Source organism: Candidatus Propionivibrio aalborgensis, assembly GCF_900089945.1.
In the GTDB taxonomy this organism is placed as follows: domain Bacteria; phylum Pseudomonadota; class Gammaproteobacteria; order Burkholderiales; family Rhodocyclaceae; genus Propionivibrio; species Propionivibrio aalborgensis.
Genome location: NZ_FLQY01000012.1, coordinates 22,766 through 42,696, shown reverse-complemented (window position 1 = coordinate 42,696; position 19,931 = coordinate 22,766). Strand labels below are relative to the sequence as shown.

The window sequence follows — 19,931 nt, the reverse complement described above, 5'->3', positions numbered from 1 at the left end:
TGGGAAGTGCCATGTTGAATTTAACCCTGAATACCAATGACTCGATCGAAACCGTTCTGCCGACCGTTGAACTGGCCATGCATACCGGGGATGTCTGCAACATTCACAACATCAACTACCTGGGCCATATCCACATGGCGGCACTGACCCTGCTGGCGATGTCCGAAAATCTGTTGGATCCGGTGACCGGCCGGATCTTTCACCCGCACCCGGGTTTCCGCTTGCTTGGCATCGACGAACATGGGGTGACGCGAACACTGGTGATGTGATCTGAACAGTGGTCTGGGCGTGCTTTTCTTCGGACCCGGTCGCCATGAATATGGCACAGGGCGCAGCCCGCATTTCCATGCATCATGACCATCTGGTTGATTTGCAGTGTCGACTCAGCAATTGCCTGCGTATAACCGTATACCTCGCAACACGATGCGTGGATCGGTTTGGCATTGACGGCTAGGAAGTAGTCGTTGGTCCGTTCTTTAGGCGGGCGCTATCGTTTATAGTTACGCCTATGCCCCTAAAGATCGCCATTGCTCAAATCAACGCCACGGTCGGCGATCTGACCGGCAATGCGGCGCGGATTCTCGATTTCGCCGAACAGGCCAAGGCTCAAGGCGCCGATCTTCTGCTTACCCCCGAATTGGCACTTTGCGGCTATCCGCCGGAAGACTTGTTGTTGCGCGAGGACTTTTATGTGGCCTGTGAACGGGAACTCGATGCACTGGCAGCCAGAGTCAAAGGCATTGCCGTAATCGTTGGACATCCGCTTTTGCGCGAAGGGTGCCGCTACAATGCGGCCACCTTGCTGATGAATGGTGTGCGCATCGCGACTTACTGCAAGCAGCGCTTGCCCAACTATGAGGTTTTCGACGAGGAGCGCTATTTCGAGTCCGGAGATACCGCTTGCGTCGTGAACATCAACGGAGTCCGCTGCGGCATCAACATCTGTGCCGATGTCTGGGAGGCGGGGGCGGCGGATCTGGCTCGGGAATCCGGGGCCGAAATACTTCTCGTGCTCAACGCCTCGCCCTATCACATTGGCAAACAGCAGCGTCGAGCCGATGTGTTGCGGAAGCGCATCGCGTCAACCGGATTACCGGTGGTTTATGCCAATCTGGTCGGTGGTCAGGATGAACTGGTCTTCGACGGTGGGTCGTTTGCCATGGATTCGCGCGGTGTGCTGTGTTGTCAGTTGCCCAAGTTCGACGAAGCGCTGGCAATGGTTGATTTCGATCATGGCGAGCCGCAGCCGGGCATTATCGTTGCGGATCAGGCCGTCGAAGCCGAAGTTTATCGGGCGCTTGTCATCGGCGTGCGCGACTACCTCGGGAAGAATGGTTTCCCGGGCGCAATCATCGGGCTTTCGGGCGGCATCGACTCGGCGTTGACTCTTTGCATCGCAGTCGACGCACTTGGCGCAGACAAGGTACGTGCCGTGATGATGCCTTCGCCATACACCGCCGAGATCAGTTTGTCGGATTCGCGGGAGATGATTCGCCTGCTCGGCGTGCGCTATGATGAAATTCCCATTGAGCCGGCGATGCAGACCTTTGCCAGCATGCTGGAGAAAGAATTTTCCGGCTTGCCAGCCGACACGACGGAAGAGAACCTGCAAGCGCGCATTCGCGGCATGATCCTGATGGCGCTCTCGAACAAGACCGGGTCGCTGGTATTGACGACCGGTAACAAGTCCGAGATGGCAGTCGGATATTGCACGCTCTACGGCGACATGGCTGGCGGGTTTGCGGTAATCAAGGACATTGCCAAGACGCTGGTTTACCGTCTGTCACGCTGGCGGAATTCGGTTTCCTGCGCGATTCCCGAGCGCATCATTACGCGGGCGCCTTCGGCCGAATTGAAGCCGGGGCAGACCGACCAAGACAATTTGCCGCCCTACGATGTGCTTGATGCCATCATCGAGGCGTATATGGAAGACGACCTCAGTCCGCGTGAGATTATTGCCAGAGGTTATGCCGAAGCCGATGTGTGCCGTGTCGTACAACTGCTCAAGATCAGCGAGTACAAGCGACGCCAGGCACCGGTGGGTATCCGCGTAACGCAGCGAGGTTTTGGCAAAGATTGGCGGTATCCGATTACGAATCGCTATCGCGACCCGTACTGAACTCATGCTGAAACCCGATTTCTGGTACGATTTGGCAAGATTTTTCCGGAGTAAACTGCTATGAAAAAAATTGAGGCTGTGATCAAACCCTTCAAACTCGACGAGGTGCGCGAAGCGTTGTCGGAAATTGGCGTATCGGGCCTGACAGTGACTGAAGTGAAAGGCTTCGGCCGTCAGAAGGGCCATACCGAGTTGTATCGTGGCGCAGAGTACGTCGTCGATTTCTTGCCCAAGGTCAAGATCGAGATCGTTGTCGCGGATGATGCGGTCGAAGGCGCCATTGAATCAATCATCAAAGCCGCACGCACCGGCAAGATCGGTGACGGCAAGATCTTCGTCTCTCCCGTTGAACAGGTTGTACGTATTCGTACCGGCGAGACGGGCGAATCAGCCGTTTGATTTTCCTCCCGTTCGACACAGACGGCTCGCAAATTCGCGAGCCGTTTTTGGTTCGGCCGGCAGGAGTATAAGCCGGCATACCTTTCGAAAACTACGCCATCCCCAAGCGATTATTCCGATTCTCAGCCGATTCTCAGCCCCGAAAATCTGCCTTGAGCAACACCCACAACGCACCTTCGCCGCCGTCGCAGGGCGGGGCGTGGCAGAAGGCCAAAACATCCTTGCGACGCGCGAGCCACGATTTGACCAGTTGACGCAGGATGCCCTCCCGGCCGGGGGAGCCGTGTCCGCGACCATGCACAATGCGCAGGCATCGTTTGCCGGAGCTGTGTGATTCAGCAAGAAAGCGCGAAACTTCTTCATGTGCCTCGTGTCGGTTGAGGCCGTGCAGGTCGGTGTGATTCTGGATCGACCAGCGGCCGCGGCGCAAATCGCGTAGAACGTTGCGCGGCAGCCCCGTGCGCAGGTAGGAGTCGGCATCGCCGATGGCCAGCAGATCGTCGATTTCAAACGGGCCGTACAGGGATTCGGTGACGGCTGCCGCCTCATCGAGCTCCCTTTGGCGCGGACGCGGACTGGGCTTGGGCGGTTCAAAAGCAACACGCTCAGGTACGCGCAAGGGGACAGCGCCATCGACCGCAGCACGAAAGGCGGCCAGATCTTCCGGGGTCGGTTGGCGGCGTTGAGTCATCGGAATTGACTAGTGAACAGAATATCCACCACAAAGCATCCTGAGCACACCGGGAAAGCCTGGCTGTCTATCCTGGCAATCCCCGTATTTCTTGCGCTTTGTGGCTCTCAGTTCTCAAGACTGTCGAGATAGCGTTCGGCGTCGAGTGCGGCCATGCAGCCGGTGCCGGCCGAGGTGCAGGCTTGTCGGTAAATGTGATCCTGCACGTCGCCGGCAGCGAAGACACCGGGGATCGAAGTCGCCGTTGCATTCCCCTTGCTGCCACACTCGGTAATGATGTAGCCGCCTTCCATCTCCAGTTGCCCGACGAAAAGGTCCGTATTCGGCTTATGGCCGATGGCGATGAATACGCCCATCAGCGCGATATCTTCGCAGGCGCCGTTCAGCGTACTCTTGATGCGGATTCCCGTAACCCCTGATTTGTCGCCGAGTACCTCGTCGAGCGTGTTGTTCCATTTGATGGTGACTTTTCCGGCTTTTTCTTTCTCAAAGAGTTTGTCCTGCAGAATCTTTTCTCCGCGCAGCTTGTCGCGCCGATGCACGAGCGTCACGTGACTGGCGATATTGGCCAGATAGAGCGCTTCCTCGACAGCAGTATTGCCGCCGCCAATAACGGCCACCGGCTGGTTCCGGTAGAAGAAGCCGTCACAGGTGGCGCAAGCGGAAACACCTCGGCCGGAAAACGCTTCCTCCGAAGGCAGGCCGAGGTACTGCGCCGAAGCACCGGTAGAAATAATCAGTGCATCGCAGGTGTAGGTTCCCGCGTCGCCCATTAGCGTGAAGGGCTTCTCGGTCAGCTTGGCCGTATGGATGTGGTCAAAAATGATCTCGGTTTCGAAGCGCTTGGCGTGTTCTTCGAAGCGCTGCATCAATTCCGGTCCCTGTACGCCCTGGGCGTCGGCTGGCCAGTTATCGACGTCGGTGGTTGTCATCAATTGGCCACCCTGGGCCATTCCGGTAATCAGCACGGGTTTGAGGTTGGCGCGGGCGGCGTAAACGGCTGCCGTGTAGCCGGCAGGCCCGGAACCGAGTATAAGAAGGCGGCAGTGGCGCGGAGTGAGGGTCATTTCCATTCCATTCGAGGCTAAGCGAGAGGAAAATTATAACCGGCAATGCTCGATCCAATTCGGGGTGAATTGCTACCAATCCCATAAAGTGTCTTATAATTCCAACGCAACCTATTGAAATAATTGCTCAAACGGAAGGAGCAATCATGCAGGCAAAACAGCAGAAGGCGGGTGCGAAGTCAGGACTGACTTTGTTGCAGAGTATTCCCATGTTTGCGGGCTTGCCGGATGCGCAACTCGAACAGATTTCCAGAATGGCAGTGAGTCGCAAAGTGGCACGAAATACGACCATTGTCTATGTCGGTGACAGTACGGACTCACTGTTCGTCATTGTAAGCGGAAGTGCGAAAGTGATGAATCGGGACCCCGAGGGCAACGAGGTCATTCTGTGCTTTCTGAACGAAGGTGAATGCTTTGGAGAGATGGGTTTGATCGACGGGTCTCCGCGCTCGGCAGACGTTGTCGCCAACGAAGCCTGCGAGCTGCTGGTCATTGCCAAGTCCGATCTGATGAAAGCCTTGGCAGAAAACCTTGATCTCTGTCTGAACATCATGAAGAGCCTAGTGCTGCGATTGCGCGAGGCAAACCGAAAGATCGAGAGTCTGGCACTGATGGATGTTTATGGCCGGGTGGCCAAGCTGCTGCTCGATCTTTCCGAGAAGGAAAACGGCATTCGCACAATTCGGCGCAAGATAACAAAACAGGATATGGCCAAGATGGTGGGGGCATCCCGCGAAATGGTCAGTCGCGTAATGAAGGATCTGGAGCGTAGCGGTTACATCCGTGTCGAAGCGGGACGGATCGTCCTCAACGAGGACTGAACATTGGTCGAACCGCTCCGGTTGTTGCCTGCAGCCGGCTATAATCCTCGTTTGTCCAGTTTCTACTGATATCGATGGCTTCGCTGCTCAAGAACAGGATTGATCGGGCTTCCAATCCGCCCAGCCCGCTACCGGAAAAGATTGCCGCCATATTGCAGGAATCGCGCTGGCTGGCGCTGGTTGTCCTTGCCGCATTTCTTGGCTTGGCCTTGTGGGGCTACCAGCGGGATGATCCCGGCTGGTCGCATGCTGTGCATGGAGGGGCACTTCACAATCCGGCGGGTCGTGGCGGCGCCTGGATCGCCGATTTGCTGCTTTATGTCTTTGGTCTATCAGCCTGGTGGTGGATCGTCTTCCTGGTTGCCGTTGTCTGGTGGGGCTATCGTCGGCTTGACGGTCTGCGTACGACGGATCGGCGCCCTTTCTATATCGCGCTGGCCGGCTTTGTAGTTTTTATCCTGGCCAGTTGCGCACTTGAGAACTTGCGTTTTTACACGCTCACGGTTCAGTTGCCGCTCGAACACGGTGCCGGCGGAATGCTGGGTATCGAAATCGGTAATGCGGCAGTGCGTTATCTTGGCTATACCGGTGCCACGCTGACTTTGCTTGCAGCGCTGGGGCTTGGTTGGAGCATATTTTCCGGAATGTCGTGGCTTTCGGCTGCCGAACGTTTTGGCAGCTTGCTTGAAACTACTTACGGCGCGGTTCGCGACTTGATCGAGCGCTGGCAGGACAGACGCATTGGACGTGAGGTGGCGCGCGAGCGCGAAGCAGTGGTTGACGACGAGAAACGTCGGGTGGAAGGCCATGGGCCGATATATATCGAAGCGCCTGAGCCGGCGGCCCCGCTGCCGGCCAAGGTCGAAAAGCGGATCGAACGCGAGCGTCAGGTACCGCTCTTCCCCGAGGCAGTTGTTGGCGGCCTGCTGCCCCCACTGCATTTGCTCGAACAAGCCGAATCCCACACCGACCATGTCAGTAGCGAGAGTCTCGAGTACACGTCGCGCCTGATCGAACGCAAGCTCGCCGACTTTGGTGTTCAGGCCAGGGTGCTCGCCGCGTATCCGGGACCGGTAATCACGCGTTACGAGATCGAGCCGGCGGTCGGGGTCAAGGGTGCTCAGATCGTCAATCTGGCCAAGGATATGGCGCGTGCTCTGTCCATGGTTTCAATCCGGGTCGTCGAGACGGTACCCGGAAAATCGTGCATGGCGCTTGAGCTTCCGAACGCCAAGCGGCAGATCGTTCGGCTTTCCGAGATTATTTCGAGCAGTGCCTATCACGATATGTCATCGCCGCTGGCCATGACGCTGGGCAAGGATATCGGCGGTCATCCGGTAGTTGTCGATCTGGCCAAGATGCCGCATTTGCTGGTCGCCGGAACGACCGGGTCGGGCAAGTCGGTCGGAATCAATGCGATGATTCTTTCGCTGCTGTACAAATCCGAACCGGACAAGGTGCGTTTGATTCTGGTCGACCCGAAAATGCTCGAACTGTCCATCTACGAAGGCATCCCGCATCTGCTGGCGCCGGTGGTGGTGGATATGAAACAGGCGGCCAATGCGCTCAACTGGTGCGTGGCGGAAATGGAAAAACGTTACAAGCTGATGTCGGCCATGGGCGTGCGCAATATTGCCGGGCTCAACCATCGCATCAAGGATGCGGAGAAGGCCGGGAACAAGTTGACGAATCCATTTTCGCTGACGCCGGAATCGCCTGAGCCTTTGATTTCAATGCCGAACATCGTCGTGGTCATCGACGAACTGGCTGATCTGATGATGGTCGCCGGCAAGAAGGTCGAGCAGTTGATTGCACGACTCGCCCAGAAGGCACGTGCGTCGGGCATCCATCTGATTCTCGCGACACAGCGACCTTCGGTCGACGTGATTACCGGCCTGATCAAGGCCAACATACCCACGCGAATGTCATTCCAGGTGTCATCGAAAATCGACTCGCGCACCATTCTCGACCAGATGGGCGCCGAGGCACTGCTGGGTCAGGGCGATATGCTTTTCCTTGCACCGGGAACCGGGTATCCGACGCGCGTGCATGGCGCTTTTGTGGCCGACGATGAAGTACACCACGTTGTCGATTACCTGAAGCGCGCCGGTGCGCCGGACTACGTCGAAGGCGTGCTGTCAGGCGCCGGTGTTGACGATGACAGCGACGAGGCGAGCGATGGTGGCAACGGCAATGGAAATGGCGGCGATGGCGAATCCGACGCGCTGTACGATCAGGCTGTAGAGATCGTTCTCAAGAACCGCCGCGCTTCGATCTCGCTGGTTCAGCGCCATTTGCGCATTGGCTACAATCGCTCGGCGCGCCTGATCGAAGCCATGGAGAAATCCGGGCTGGTATCGGCCATGGATGGGCGCGGTGGCCGCGAAGTCATTGCGCGAAAGACGCAGGAATGACAAGAGTCAGCTCACCACAGAGACGAATAACAGATGCAATACACTAAGAATTGGTCCATCTCGCTCTTGTCTGTGTCTCTGTGCCTCTGTGGTTTGCTGTTGATAAATAAAGCCCATGCCGGTGCCATCGACAAGCTGCACGCCTTCTTTGAAACAACGAAGAGCATGCGCGCCGATTTTGCGCAGATCGTAGTCGCCAAAAATGGCAAAAGGCCGCAGCAGTCGACCGGCGTGATGATGTTCTCGCGACCCGGAAAATTCCGCTGGCAGATCGAAAAACCCTATAGTCAGTTGCTGGTCGGTGATGGCAAGAAAATATGGATCTACGATCCTGATTTGCGCCAGGTGACGGTGAAGAAGTTCGACGCCGCCCTTGGCAGCTCGCCGGTGGCGCTGCTTGTTGGCGAGAGTGATGGTAAGGGGAGCGACAAAGGTGCCCTTGAGAGAAACTTTACCCTGCGCGAAGCCGGCGAGCGGGAGGGTCTCGAATGGCTGGAGGCGATCCCGAAATCGGCGGACAGTGGTTTTGAGAAATTGTTGCTGGGGTTTTTCGGAAACGATCTCAAGTCGATGGAGCTGTTCGACAATTTCGGACAGGTCACAACCTTGTTCTTTTCAAATCTGGACCGCAATCCACCGCTATCGCCCGCGCTTTTCCGCTTTACGGCCCCTGCGGGCGTCGATGTCCTAGGTGAGTGATCTCTTCGCACAGCCTCATCCAGTGCCCCTCGCGGAAGCGCTGAGACCCGCGACGCTGGACGAGGTGATCGGCCAGCAACATCTGCTCGGCGCCGGGAAGCCTCTCAGGCTGGCGTTTGAAGCGCGCAAACTGCATTCGCTGATTCTCTGGGGACCGCCAGGCGTCGGCAAAACGACGTTGGCACGCCTGATGGCCGATGCCTTTGATGCCGAATTCATTGCCCTGTCTGCGGTATTTTCGGGGATCAAGGATATTCGGGAGGCGGTAGCGAGTGCTGAAGCCGCATGGGCTCGGCACGGTCGACCGACGATACTTTTTGTTGATGAAGTCCATCGCTTCAACAAGGCGCAACAGGATGCCTTTCTGCCTTACGTTGAAAGCGGGCTGCTGACGCTGGTTGGTGCGACGACCGAGAACCCCTCGTTCGAAGTCAATTCTGCCCTCCTGTCGCGCGCTTCGGTTTATGTTCTGAATCCCCTGTCCGAAGATGAATTGGGCGTGTTGCTTGAGCGCGCCTGCCGGCAGGCCCTGCAAGGGTTGAGTTTTGAGGACGATGCGCGATCGCGCTTGATCGGCGCGGCTGACGGTGATGCGCGCCGGCTGGTCAATCTGCTGGAGCAGATGCGTACTGCGGCGGCCACAGCGAATCTGTCGCAAATCGACAGCGTCTTGATCGAAAACACACTGGCGCAGAATCTGCGCCGCTTCGACAAAGGTGGCGAGGCCTTTTACGACCAGATTTCGGCTCTGCACAAGGCGGTGCGCGGCTCCAATCCCGATGCGGCGCTGTACTGGTTCTGCCGCATGCTCGACGGGGGCGCGGATCCGCGCTATCTGGCGCGGCGAATCGTGCGCATGGCGTGGGAAGACATCGGCCTCGCCGACCCGCGTGCGGCACAAATTACTGGCAGCGCAGCCGAAACCTACGAACGCCTCGGCTCACCCGAGGGCGAACTGGCGCTGGCCGAAGCCGTGCTCTATCTGGCGCTGGCAGCCAAATCGAATGCGGCCTACGTCGCGTATAATGCGGCGCGAGGATTCATTGCCAAAGATGCTTCCCGGCCGGTGCCGCTTCACTTGCGCAATGCGCCGACGCGGCTGATGAAGGAACTCGACTACGGCAAGGATTACCGATACGCGCACAATGAAGCCGAGGGCTTTGCCGCCGGCGAAAACTATTTTCCGGAAGGTATGCCACCGGTCGAATGGTACCGGCCGGTCGAGCGTGGGCTGGAGATCAGATTGGGCGAAAAGCTTGCTCATCTGCGCGATCTTGACCGCGATGCGCTGAAATTCACAAGAACTCCCAAAGACTCAGAGGACTGAAATGCTTGATATTCAACTGTTGCGTAACGATATAGGTGTTGTTTCCGAACGGTTGGCAACACGAGGTTATACCCTTGACATTGCCGCATTCCAGCAACTCGAAGCCGAACGCAAGTCGCTGCAGACGCGCACCCAGGACTTACAGGCCAGCCGTAACAGCCTGTCCAAGCAGATTGGCGTGCTCAAGGGCAAGGGGGAGGACGCTTCGGCCGTCTTGGCCGAAGTCGCCACGCTGAAGGAAGAACTCGATGCCAACGAGATCCGGCTCGACGCCTTGCTCAAGACCTTCGACGCCTTTGTGGCGATGATTCCCAATCTACCTCAGGAGAGTGTTCCGGTCGGCAAATCCGAAGTCGACAACGTCGAGGTGAGGCGTTGGGGGACACCGCGCAACTACGATTTCACGGTCAGAGATCACGTCGATCTGGGCGAAGCACTTGGGCTGCTCGATTTTGCCACGGCTGCCAAGATTGCCGGCTCGCGTTTCTCGCTGATGACCGGGTCGCTTGCCCGCCTGCATCGCGCCATTGCCCAGTTCATGCTCGACGTGCATAGCGAAGAGCACGGCTATACCGAAGTCTATGCACCCTACCTGGTCAATGCCGCCAGCCTGTTCGGCACCGGCCAGTTGCCAAAATTCGAGGAGGATCTGTTCAAGATATTGCGTCCTGATGCCGAACCGCTGTATCTGATTCCGACCGCCGAAGTTCCGGTTACCAACATCGTGCGCGACGAAATTCTGGCTTGGGAAACTCTGCCGCTCAGACTGGTCTGCCATACACCGTGTTTTCGCTCGGAGGCAGGTTCCTACGGCAAGGACACGCGCGGCATGATTCGTCAGCACCAGTTCGACAAGGTTGAACTGGTGCAGATTGTTGCAGCTGACAAATCAAATGAGGCGCATGAGGAGTTGACGCGTCACGCCGAGATCATTCTTGAGAAACTTGATTTGCCTTATCGTCGCGTCGCCCTATGCACCGGCGATATGGGCTTCTCTTCGGCCAAGACTTACGATCTGGAAGTCTGGCTGCCGGCACAGAATACCTACCGCGAAATTTCTTCCTGCTCCAATTTCGAGTCCTTCCAGGCGCGGCGCATGCAGGCGCGCTGCCGAAATGAAAAAAACAAGACCGAGCTGGTGCACACGCTCAATGGTTCGGGCCTTGCCGTTGGGCGCACCTTGGTCGCCATCATGGAGAACTACCAGAATGCCGACGGCAGCATTTCCGTGCCCGCTGTCTTGCGTTCGTATCTTGGCGGCCTGGAAAAAATCGCGGCGCAAAAGTAAGCCGCTCGGATCGTTATGGCGTTACCGGTTGTTCTGTTCGCAGTTTCTGTTGCCTGCTTCCAATGACAGATACGTGTTCCAATGGATTGTAAGCTGGTTCGTAGCGATCAAGTATGTCGGTGAAGACGCGGATGTTCTCAACCATGATGACGGCTTCTCCGCCACGCCCCTTGCCGGATTTTAGCCGGCTGTAGTACTGAGGAAGTCCGAGCAAGGGGAGGACCTTCTTCATGGCATACCAGGAATCCGGGTTGGCCTTTAGCGTCTTGGCAATGTAACGGGCGGCGTTCAGGTGACCCATGCCCAGATTGTAGGCGGCAAGCGCCAGCCATAAACGATCGGGTTCGGCAATGCTCGCCGGGAGCGCCTCGCGCAGGTCACGGATGTACTGGGCTCCGGCACTGATGCTTTGCGCTGCATCGAGCCGGTTGCTGACGCCCAGCAGGTCGGCAGTATCCTCGGTCAGCATCATTATGCCGCGCACGCCGGTTGGACTGGTCGCCAGCGGATCCCACTGGGATTCCTGGTAGGCGACCGCCGCCAGCAGCCGCCAGTCGATTCCTGTTCGCGTCTGAGCCTCTTGAAAAAGGGGGCGATAGGGCTTGAGAACAGAGTGCATGCGCTCGATGAAACGAATGCTGTCGGCCTCGGTGAGCCGCTTGACATGCCCGAAATAACGGTCTTTCAAGCGATCCATTTCGCCATTCTTCTGCGTGCGCTCCAGAAAAGCGTCGGCTCGGGCAATCAGTTCAGGATCAACACCCGGTGAAAACAGCCAGACTATCGGTCGGGCTGCGTCGATCTTCAGCGCGTCCTGCAATTCCGGGTAGAAATTGTTCCCAATATTGAATGCTGCGTTATTGACTAGGGTCGCCTCCAAGCGTTGGGTTGCGACGCCTTCCAGCAAGTCGAGCTCACGGCGTTTATGACTGCCGACGATGATCATTTCTGGAAATTCACTACTCAGTTCGCGTAACGCCTCCTCCTGCCGCGAACCGGAAACAACATGTATGGTCTTGTTGGCCAGTTGCTCGATGCCGGTCAATGGCAATGCCGCTTCGTGGGAGACCAGCACGTCATAGTCCTGGAAGTAAGGCGTGCTGCTGTGAATCTCCGGATCGTCAACCGGCGACTGCCACGCGGCTGCCATGTGCGCTTCGCCGTTTTTGAGTCGTAGCAGTATGTCACTGTCGCTGGCGGCAACAACAATACGGATCTTCAGACCCAGTTCCTTGGCGAACATGCGGACCAGGTCGTAGTCAAAGCCCGTGGCGCCATTCGTTTCATCAACCGAGTAGGTGGTTGAACCCACTCGGGTGAGGACGACAAGCTTTTTGGTACTTTCGAGAGGCTGCCGAGTGCTATCGCCGCAGCCGCCAGCAATGACGGCGAGAAGAAGAAGGATCAGGCGCATAGGCTGTCGAGTTGTGCTAAACTCCCGCCCCTGACGGAGAGGTGGCAGAGTGGTCGATTGTACCTGACTCGAAATCAGGCGTACTGCAAGGTACCGAGGGTTCGAATCCCTCCCTCTCCGCCAGATGCCAAGCCACCTTCGTATCCAAGCGCCGCACGAAGTGCTTTGCCGTATTATTTGCCATCGCAGATACCGTTCATTGTGCGCTTGAATGGTCTATCCTGACACAAGAACTCGGTCATGCACTATCGACGGGCTGTTCTTCTTCTGTGGATCCGGCGAGACGTGTGATCCCCTTTTATGCGGGCACCCGAGATGAAAACGCTACTCGTTGTATATAACTCGATGACCGGCGGCACCGAGCAAATGGTGCGTGCGCTGGTCATGGGTGCCAAGCTTGAAGATGGAGTGACGACGCGACTACTCCATGCATCGGCCGCTTTGGCGGCGGATGTCATCAACGCCGACGGTTACGTGTTCGCAACGCCGGAGAATCTCGCGGCTATTTCGGGGCTGATGAAGGATTTCTTTGATCGCTGCTATTACCCTGCGCTCAATCGGATCAACGGTCGGCCTTATGCCGTCCTGGTCTGTGCAGGCAGCGATGGGCAAAACGCCGTGCGACAGATTGACCGCATCGCTACCGGATGGCGACTGCGACGTACAGCCGAAGCTCTGATCGTTTGCACACACGCGCAATCTCCGGAAACCATACTTTCGCGCAAAACCATCAGCCCGCCTGATCTTGATCGCTGCAGGGAACTTGGAGCAGCGTTCGCTACGGGACTAGCGATAGGCGTGTTCTGATCGCACGGACAATTCCGCCGTCCACAAACCGAAGCAAGCGTGGCGTTGGGGCAAAAAAAAGCCGCCTGCTGGCGGCTTTTTTGATCGAGTCAGATCAGTGAAACTGCTCTTCTTCTGTCGAGCCGGTTAGTGCGGTGACCGATGAGACTCCGCCCTGGATAACGGTGGTGACTTCGTCGAAATAGCCGGTACCGACTTCCTGCTGGTGCGATACGAAGGTGTAACCACGATCACGCGCCGCAAACTCGGGTTCCTGAACCTTTTCGACGTAGGCCGTCATGCCGCGTTTTACATAGTCTTGCGACAGATCGAACATGTGGTACCACATGTTGTGGATGCCGGCGAGGGTGATGAACTGGTACTTGTAGCCCATGGCGCCGAGTTCTTTCTGGAATTTGGCGATGGTGGCGTCGTCCAGATTCTTCTTCCAGTTGAACGAAGGCGAGCAGTTGTAGGCAAGCATCTTCCCCGGGAACTTGGCATGTACGCCCTCGGCGAATTTCCGGGCAAACTCCAGATCCGGTGTGCCCGTTTCGCACCATACGAGGTCGGCGTAGGCCGCATAGGCCACGGCGCGGGAGATAGCCTGCTCCAGGCCTTTTTTCGTTTTGTAAAAGCCTTCCGCTGTGCGCTCGCCGGTGACGAAGGGCTTGTCGTTCTCGTCATAGTCGGAGGTCAGCAGGTCGGCAGCTTCGGCATCGGTACGGGCGATAACCAGCGTCGGTACGCCACAGACGTCAGCAGCAAAACGTGCGGCAATCAGTTTCTGGACCGCTTCCTGGGTTGGCACCAGAACCTTGCCGCCCATATGGCCGCACTTCTTGACCGAGGCCAGCTGGTCTTCCCAGTGAACGCCGCCAGCGCCAGCGCGGATCATGGCTTTCATCAGCTCGAAAGCGTTGAGCACGCCGCCGAATCCGGCTTCAGCATCGGCAACGATCGGCGCGAAATAATCAACGTAGCCTTTGTCTCCAGCGTTAATGTTCTTGGAGAACTGAATCTCGTCGGCGCGACGGAATGAGTTATTGATGCGCTCGACAACCTTCGGGACGGAGTCGACGGGGTACAGCGACTGATCGGGATACATCGCGGCATAACCGTTGTTGTCCGCGGCAACTTGCCAGCCGGACAGGTAGATGGCTTTTACACCTGCCTTGACCTGTTGCATGGCCTGGCCTCCGGTCAATGCGCCGAGGCAATTGACGTAAGGTTCGCTGTTGACGAGGTTCCACAACTTCTCGGCGCCTTGACGGGCTATGGTGTATTCGATCGGGAAGGAGCCACGCAAACGGACAACATCAGCCGCTGAGTAGCCTCGCTTGATTCCCTTCCAACGTGGGTTTTCAGCCCAGTCTTTTTCAAGTTCGGCGATTTGTTGTTCACGTGTGCTCATAATTGATCTCCCAAAAGATTAGAAACATGACCGGAATTCGAGAAAAACAGACTGCAAGTCTTGTCTATGGATGATTCACTATTCCGAGCAGTCTATACGAACAATTATAGAGCGCTTTTGCTTCAGCATCAATAGTCTTATATAAGACATAAGATATTTGCCGCTCGCGATAATTTTTGGTCAGGCGTGCGACTTGATCCTGCCGAATCAAGTTGGAGGCGATCGTTCGGGAATTGCTGCAAGAAGGTCTTAAGTCAGCGCCGACGATGAGACGATCACGCCGTCCTCATCAGCGTAAATCCATTCGCCCGGCTTGAAGGTGACACCGCCGAAGGTGATGTCGATGTTGCGGTCGCCAACGCCCTTCTTGATGCTTTTCAGAGGGTGGGTATTGAGGGCACGAACGCCAATGTCGATCAGGTTGATATCACCAGAATCCCGGATACAGCCGAAGACGATCGCGCCTTCCCAACCGTTTTTGTGTGCGAGGATCGCCAACTGATCGCCGACCAACGCGCAGCGCGTTGAACCACCCCCATCAATCACCAGCACCTTTCCGTTTCCAGCTTCAGCGAATGCCTCGCGCACCAGCGAGTTATCTTCAAACAGCTTGAGCGTGACGATCTGGCCACTGAACGAAGTTCGAGCGCCGTAACGCTGGAACATTGGAGCGACAACACGCACGGCGCCTGCAAGGGTCTGCTCTTCGTTGGAATCGAGAAGGTCGGGGGTTTTGAGACTCATGGGGGGGCCTGAATGAAAACAAAATACTTGGGGGCGATAAGAAAGCCCTGAGGAGAGCGCCTTGTCCAGGCTAGTCAAACGACCGCTTCGGCTTCTTCTTCAAAAACCAGTCTTACCTTGTCCTCTTCGTCCAGATCGACCGTTACCTGACCGCCGCTGGTCAAGCGTCCGAACAGCAATTCGTCAGCCAGCGCCGAGCGGATGGTGTCCTGAATCAGGCGCGCCATGGGGCGTGCGCCCATCAGTGGATCGAATCCATGGGCGGCAAGGTGTTCCTTCAGCCGATCGGTGAAGGTGGCTTCCACCTTCTTCTCATGCAACTGTTCCTCAAGCTGGATAAGGAACTTGTCGACCACGCGCAGAATAATGTCGTGGTCAAGTGCCTTGAAGGAAATGGTGGCGTCGAGCCGGTTGCGGAACTCGGGCGTGAACAGTCGTTTTATTTCGACCATCTCGTCGCCTGCCGTCTTGACATTGGTAAAGCCCATACTGGTTTTTTGAATGGATTCCTGACCGGCATTGGTGGTCATGATGATGACCGCGTTGCGAAAATCAGTCTTGCGGCCGTTGTTGTCCGTCAGGGTGCCATGGTCCATCACCTGCAACAGGATGTTGTAAATATCCGGGTGGGCTTTTTCGATCTCGTCAAGCAACAGTACGCAATAAGGCTTCTTGGTGACTGCCTCAGTCAATTGCCCGCCCTGCTCGAAACCGACATAGCCCGGTGGCGCGCCGATCAACCTTGAAACCGCATGGCGTTCCATGTACTCCGACATGTCATAACGCAATAATTCATTGCCGAGGCAGTAGGCGAGCTGTTTGGCCACTTCGGTTTTGCCGACGCCAGTGGGGCCGGAAAACAGGAAGCAGCCAATCGGCTTGGTTGGATTGCCCAGTCCCGAACGTGCCATCTTGATCGCCCTGGTCAGAGCATCGATGGCTGCCTCCTGTCCAAAGACTACCGCTTTGAGATCGCGGTCAAGGTTCTTCAGCGAACTGCGGTCATCGGTCGAGACGTGCGTCGAGGGAATGCGTGCGATCTTGGCCACGATCTCTTCGATGTCCTGCTTGCCAATCATCTTCTTCTGACGGGACTTGGGAAGAATGCGTTGTGCGGCACCGGCTTCATCGATGACATCGATGGCCTTGTCCGGGAGGTGGCGGTCGGAGATGAAGCGTACCGAGAGTTCAACGGCCGAGGTCAACGCTGCAGCCGAGTACTTGATGCCGTGGTGCGTCTCGAAGCGGGTTTTTAGACCCTTGAGAATTTCAATGGTCTCGGCGATAGAAGGTTCATTGACGTCGATTTTTTGGAAGCGACGCGACAACGCGTGGTCTTTCTCGAAGATGCCGCGGTACTCGGTGTAGGTTGTCGCACCGATGCACTTGAGCTGGCCGTTGGAAAGCGCCGGTTTGAGCAGGTTCGACGCATCGAGTGTGCCGCCGGAAGCCGATCCGGCACCAATCAGGGTATGGATTTCGTCGATGAACAGAATGGCCTGGGGTTTTTCGCTCAGTTGCTTCAGAACGCCTTTTAAGCGCTGCTCGAAGTCGCCGCGATACTTCGTGCCCGCCAGCAGCGCGCCCATGTCTAGTGCGTAGACGTTTGCCTTCTCGAGAACCTCCGGCACGTTATTTTCAACGATTCGACGGGCAAGGCCCTCGGCAATGGCAGTTTTGCCCACCCCCGCTTCGCCTGCCAGCAAGGGGTTGTTCTTGCGTCGACGGCAGAGTGTCTGGATGACCCGCTCAAGTTCCTTTTCACGCCCGATCAGAGGATCGATCTTGCCTTGCTGGGCAAGTGCGTTGAGATTGATGGTGTAGCTCTCCAGCGGCCCGGCGGCGACCTGGGCTTCACCTTCGGTTTCAACATCATTTTCGCTGCGCACCGTGCCTTGCGGTACCTTGCTGATGCCGTGGGAAATGTAATTGACTACATCAAGGCGGGCGATTCCCTGTTTCTGCAGGTAATACGCCGCGTGTGAATCCTTTTCGCCAAAAATCGCGACCAGGACATTGGCGCCATTGACCTCTTTCTTACCGGAAGACTGGACATGCAGGATGGCGCGTTGGATAACGCGCTGAAAACCGAGCGTGGGTTGCGTATCGATATCGTCTTCACCGTCGACCGTCGGCGTGTGCTCAACGATGAACTTGGTCAAATCCTTGCGAAGCTGTTCTATGTTTCCGCCACAGGCGCGCAAGGTCTCGGCGGCTGAGGTGTTGTCAAGCAGCGCAAGCAGAAGGTGCTCGACCGTGATGAACTCATGGCGCTTTTGTCGTGCCTCGACAAAAGCCATGTGCAGGCTGACTTCAAGCTCTTGCGCAATCATTCAGTTTTCCTCCATTACACACGCCAGGGGATGCTGGTTTTCCCTGGCGAAGATCGCAACCTGCTCGACCTTGGTGGCGGCCACATCACGCGGATAAACTCCACAGACGCCTCGCCCCTCGATATGTACTTTGAGCATGATTTGCATTGCTTGTTCTCTGTTCATGGAAAAAAACCGCTGCAACACAAGAACAACAAACTCCATTGGCGTGAAATCGTCGTTGAGCAACAGTACGGTGTAAAGCGGCGGCGGCGCGGTCTTGCTGCGTTTAGCCTCGAGTACGGAACCTTCCTGCTGCTGTTTTGCCATGATTCAATTCTAACCAGTCTTTTCGAATGTGCAAAACCACTTTAGAACCGCTTTGTTTGCCTCTTTCGTTGTACAAATCCCGCTGTGCCGGCATTCGCGTTCAAAAATGCTTGACGCATCCACCATAACTAGCGTAAAAAGTCTTCATGTTTTGGTTCAAGTCCTAATTTGAATTTCAAACATGCACGTCGGGCGATGCCCGGATCTTGTCTCTTTTCAAGGAAGTAGCAATATGGCAACAGGTACAGTTAAGTGGTTCAATGACGCCAAGGGTTTCGGTTTCATTACTCCGGATGATGGCAGCGAAGATCTTTTTGCGCATTTTTCCGCGATCACCATGGGCGGATTCAAGACCCTCAAAGAGGGCGAGAAGGTTTCCTTCGACGTTACGCAGGGTCCTAAGGGCAAGCAGGCTTCGAATATTGGGCGTGCCTGAGCTTAGTCTCAGAGCTGCGCCGAGAAAACCCGCCTTTGGCGGGTTTTTTTTCGTCGAGCGAATTTGACAGGGCACGCCTGAAACATCTGGAAACACGGCGATACGATCGAGTCCGGTATCATTGCGGCATGTACTTGGAATTGTATTCATGAACATAGTGAACTTCTGCCTTTCCAGCTCGCTATTCCGCATAGTCCGTGCCGTCTTGCAGCTGACGGTGGCAATAGCGGTCTCGGGATTCCCGAATTCATGGGCCGCTGAGCTCCCGGATCTCGGAGAGTCGGCGCGTGCCGATTTTTCGCCGCAGGTTGAGCGCCGGATCGGCGAGAGCATCATGAACGAGATTCGACTGCGTGAACCCAGCTACGTCGACGATCCGGAAATCAACGACTACCTCAATCGCCTGGGCCACCGCCTTGTTGAAGCCAGTGCGAATCCGGTTGGCGATTTTCACTTTTTTGCCATTCGCGACAACACGGTAAACGCGTTCGCGATGTTCGGTGGCTTTATCGGCGTAAATACCGGAACCATTCTTACAGCACAGTCCGAGTCGGAACTGGCGGGCGTGATTGCTCACGAAATCGGGCACGTGACGCAGAACCATCTGGCCCGGCAGATCGCCAAGGAAAAGCAGAATACGATTCCAAGCATGATCGCCATGGCCGTTGGCCTGCTTGCTGCCCGTGCCAATGCAAATATCGGCATGGCCACAATATCTTCGGTGCAGGCCGGCGTGATTCAATCGCAGCTTGGGTTCAGCCGGGATTTTGAGCGGGAGGCAGATCGCTCGGGCTATAGAACCCTCGAGAAGGCCGGCTTCGATGTTCGTGGCATGAGCGATTTCTTCGAACGCATGCAGAAGGCTGGGCGAGTTTACGAGAACAATGCGCCCGTCTATTTGCGTACGCATCCGCTGACGATCGAACGGATTTCCGATATGCAGAACCGGGCGCAGAGCTCGCCCTATCGGCAGGTTGTCAGCAGCCTCGATTTTCATCTCGTGCGCGCCAAGCTGCGCGCGCTGATGGGTACGCCACGCGAGGCCGTGAGTGAGTTTGAAACCCTGTTGCGGGAAAGGAAATATGCATCGCAGGCGGCCGCTCAGTACGGGCTCGCCTTTGCCTTCATGAGGGCCAAGGACGTTCCGGCTGCGCAGCGTGAAATGGACGCTCTCAAAGCCCTCAAGGTGGCGTCGCCAATTATTGCCGATCTGGCTGCCGAGATCAGGGCGGCCGCCGGGGACTTGCCTGCTGCCCAGGACATCTATCGCGATGCCCTGTTACGCTTTCCTCAGGCCAAGTCGCTCGTCTATGGGTATGCCGAGTCGCTTTATGCGGGGAGGCAGTACGAACAGGCCTTGCAGTTTCTGGATTCACAAGTGCAGCTCAGTTTTTCTGACTACAAACTCTATGGCCTGCAAGCCAGATCATATTCTGCCCTGGGCAGGCGCTTGCAGCAGCATCGGGCGCAAGCCGAGTTCTATTTCCTGCAGGGGCAGCTCGGGCAGGCGGTTGAGCAGTTGCAGTTCGCACAGCAGGCAACCGATGGCAATTTCTATGAAAAATCTGCCGCTGATGCGCGACTCCGCGAATTGCGCAAGTTGCTGGCCGAAGAGGCGAAGCTGAAAAAGGATGGCGGTTGAACATCCATCTAGCAACAGCTTGCCGGCA

18 protein-coding genes and 1 tRNA gene are annotated in these 19,931 nt (G+C 56.5%); 12 read left to right on the top strand and 7 right to left on the bottom strand.

Features of this window, described 5'->3' with window-relative positions:
* Positions 1 to 11 precede the first annotated feature (11 nt).
* The 3 genes from PROAA_RS01145 to PROAA_RS01135 all read left to right on the top strand — a co-directional run bounded on the left by PROAA_RS01145 (position 12) and on the right by PROAA_RS01135 (position 2,518).
* On the top strand, positions 12 to 269 hold the full coding sequence (locus PROAA_RS01145) for a hypothetical protein (protein ID WP_186409551.1): 258 nt from the start codon (positions 12 to 14) through the stop codon (positions 267 to 269).
* A 239-nt stretch (positions 270 to 508) separates the two neighbouring features.
* Positions 509 to 2,119 carry an NAD+ synthase gene (locus PROAA_RS01140; RefSeq protein ID WP_186409550.1) on the top strand — a complete coding sequence of 537 codons (1,611 nt, stop codon included), beginning with the start codon at positions 509 to 511 and terminating at the stop codon, positions 2,117 to 2,119.
* 60 nt (positions 2,120 to 2,179) lie between these two features.
* Positions 2,180 to 2,518, top strand: a complete 339-nt coding sequence (locus PROAA_RS01135; RefSeq protein WP_186409549.1) for a P-II family nitrogen regulator — start codon at positions 2,180 to 2,182, stop codon at positions 2,516 to 2,518.
* 133 nt (positions 2,519 to 2,651) lie between these two features.
* On the opposite strand, the gene PROAA_RS01130 is transcribed toward PROAA_RS01135, so the two are convergent.
* Complete coding sequence (locus PROAA_RS01130) at positions 2,652 to 3,209, bottom strand: Smr/MutS family protein (RefSeq protein WP_186409548.1); 558 nt, start codon at positions 3,207 to 3,209, stop codon at positions 2,652 to 2,654.
* Between the two features lie 107 nt (positions 3,210 to 3,316).
* Positions 3,317 to 4,276, bottom strand: a complete 960-nt coding sequence (gene trxB / locus PROAA_RS01125; protein WP_186409547.1) for a thioredoxin-disulfide reductase — start codon at positions 4,274 to 4,276, stop codon at positions 3,317 to 3,319.
* Between the two features lie 146 nt (positions 4,277 to 4,422).
* On the opposite strand from trxB, the gene PROAA_RS01120 reads away from it, so the two are divergent.
* From PROAA_RS01120 to serS, 5 genes are all read left to right on the top strand, one after another.
* The gene (locus PROAA_RS01120; RefSeq protein ID WP_186409546.1) at positions 4,423 to 5,097 is read left to right on the top strand and encodes a Crp/Fnr family transcriptional regulator; all 675 of its coding nucleotides are present in this window, start codon (positions 4,423 to 4,425) and stop codon (positions 5,095 to 5,097) included.
* Between the two features lie 74 nt (positions 5,098 to 5,171).
* Positions 5,172 to 7,511, top strand: coding sequence for a DNA translocase FtsK (locus tag PROAA_RS01115; protein ID WP_186409545.1), 2,340 nt, complete (start codon positions 5,172 to 5,174; stop codon positions 7,509 to 7,511).
* 33 nt (positions 7,512 to 7,544) lie between these two features.
* Positions 7,545 to 8,210 (top strand): outer membrane lipoprotein periplasmic chaperone LolA, encoded by a 666-nt coding sequence (gene lolA / locus PROAA_RS01110; protein WP_186409544.1) that lies wholly within the window; start codon positions 7,545 to 7,547, stop codon positions 8,208 to 8,210.
* Entirely contained in the window at positions 8,203 to 9,537 is a 1,335-nt protein-coding gene (locus PROAA_RS01105) for a replication-associated recombination protein A (protein WP_186409543.1), read from the top strand. Before lolA ends, PROAA_RS01105 begins: the two co-directional genes overlap by 8 nt.
* A gap of 1 nt (position 9,538) precedes the next feature.
* Complete coding sequence (serS, locus tag PROAA_RS01100) at positions 9,539 to 10,825, top strand: serine--tRNA ligase (protein WP_186409542.1); 1,287 nt, start codon at positions 9,539 to 9,541, stop codon at positions 10,823 to 10,825.
* Positions 10,826 to 10,838: 13 nt separating this feature from the next.
* Here serS and mltF read toward each other — a convergent pair whose 3' ends face one another.
* Complete coding sequence (mltF, locus tag PROAA_RS01095; protein WP_186409541.1) at positions 10,839 to 12,239, bottom strand: membrane-bound lytic murein transglycosylase MltF; 1,401 nt, start codon at positions 12,237 to 12,239, stop codon at positions 10,839 to 10,841.
* 35 nt (positions 12,240 to 12,274) lie between these two features.
* On the opposite strand from mltF, the gene PROAA_RS01090 reads away from it, so the two are divergent.
* Together PROAA_RS01090 and PROAA_RS01085 are read left to right on the top strand one after the other, a co-directional pair.
* Positions 12,275 to 12,362 (top strand) — tRNA-Ser (locus PROAA_RS01090).
* A 192-nt stretch (positions 12,363 to 12,554) separates the two neighbouring features.
* A complete protein-coding gene (locus PROAA_RS01085) occupies positions 12,555 to 13,046 on the top strand; it encodes a flavodoxin family protein (RefSeq protein WP_186409540.1) in 492 nt (163 codons plus the stop codon).
* 94 nt (positions 13,047 to 13,140) lie between these two features.
* Here the strand turns inward: PROAA_RS01085 and aceA are convergent, their stop codons facing one another.
* The 4 genes from aceA to clpS form a co-directional block, all read right to left on the bottom strand.
* Entirely contained in the window at positions 13,141 to 14,439 is a 1,299-nt protein-coding gene (aceA, locus tag PROAA_RS01080) for an isocitrate lyase (protein WP_186409539.1), read from the bottom strand.
* Between the two features lie 249 nt (positions 14,440 to 14,688).
* Positions 14,689 to 15,183 (bottom strand): ribonuclease E activity regulator RraA, encoded by a 495-nt coding sequence (gene rraA, locus PROAA_RS01075; RefSeq protein WP_186409565.1) that lies wholly within the window; start codon positions 15,181 to 15,183, stop codon positions 14,689 to 14,691.
* 74 nt (positions 15,184 to 15,257) lie between these two features.
* Positions 15,258 to 17,516 carry an ATP-dependent Clp protease ATP-binding subunit ClpA gene (gene clpA / locus PROAA_RS01070; protein WP_186409538.1) on the bottom strand — a complete coding sequence of 753 codons (2,259 nt, stop codon included), beginning with the start codon at positions 17,514 to 17,516 and terminating at the stop codon, positions 15,258 to 15,260.
* Positions 17,517 to 17,825 carry an ATP-dependent Clp protease adapter ClpS gene (gene clpS / locus PROAA_RS01065; protein ID WP_186409537.1) on the bottom strand — a complete coding sequence of 103 codons (309 nt, stop codon included), beginning with the start codon at positions 17,823 to 17,825 and terminating at the stop codon, positions 17,517 to 17,519.
* A 232-nt stretch (positions 17,826 to 18,057) separates the two neighbouring features.
* On the opposite strand from clpS, the gene PROAA_RS01060 reads away from it, so the two are divergent.
* Positions 18,058 to 18,261 carry a cold-shock protein gene (locus PROAA_RS01060; protein WP_186409536.1) on the top strand — a complete coding sequence of 68 codons (204 nt, stop codon included), beginning with the start codon at positions 18,058 to 18,060 and terminating at the stop codon, positions 18,259 to 18,261.
* Between the two features lie 148 nt (positions 18,262 to 18,409).
* A complete protein-coding gene (locus PROAA_RS01055; RefSeq protein WP_186409535.1) occupies positions 18,410 to 19,903 on the top strand; it encodes a beta-barrel assembly-enhancing protease in 1,494 nt (497 codons plus the stop codon).
* Positions 19,904 to 19,931 lie beyond the last annotated feature (28 nt).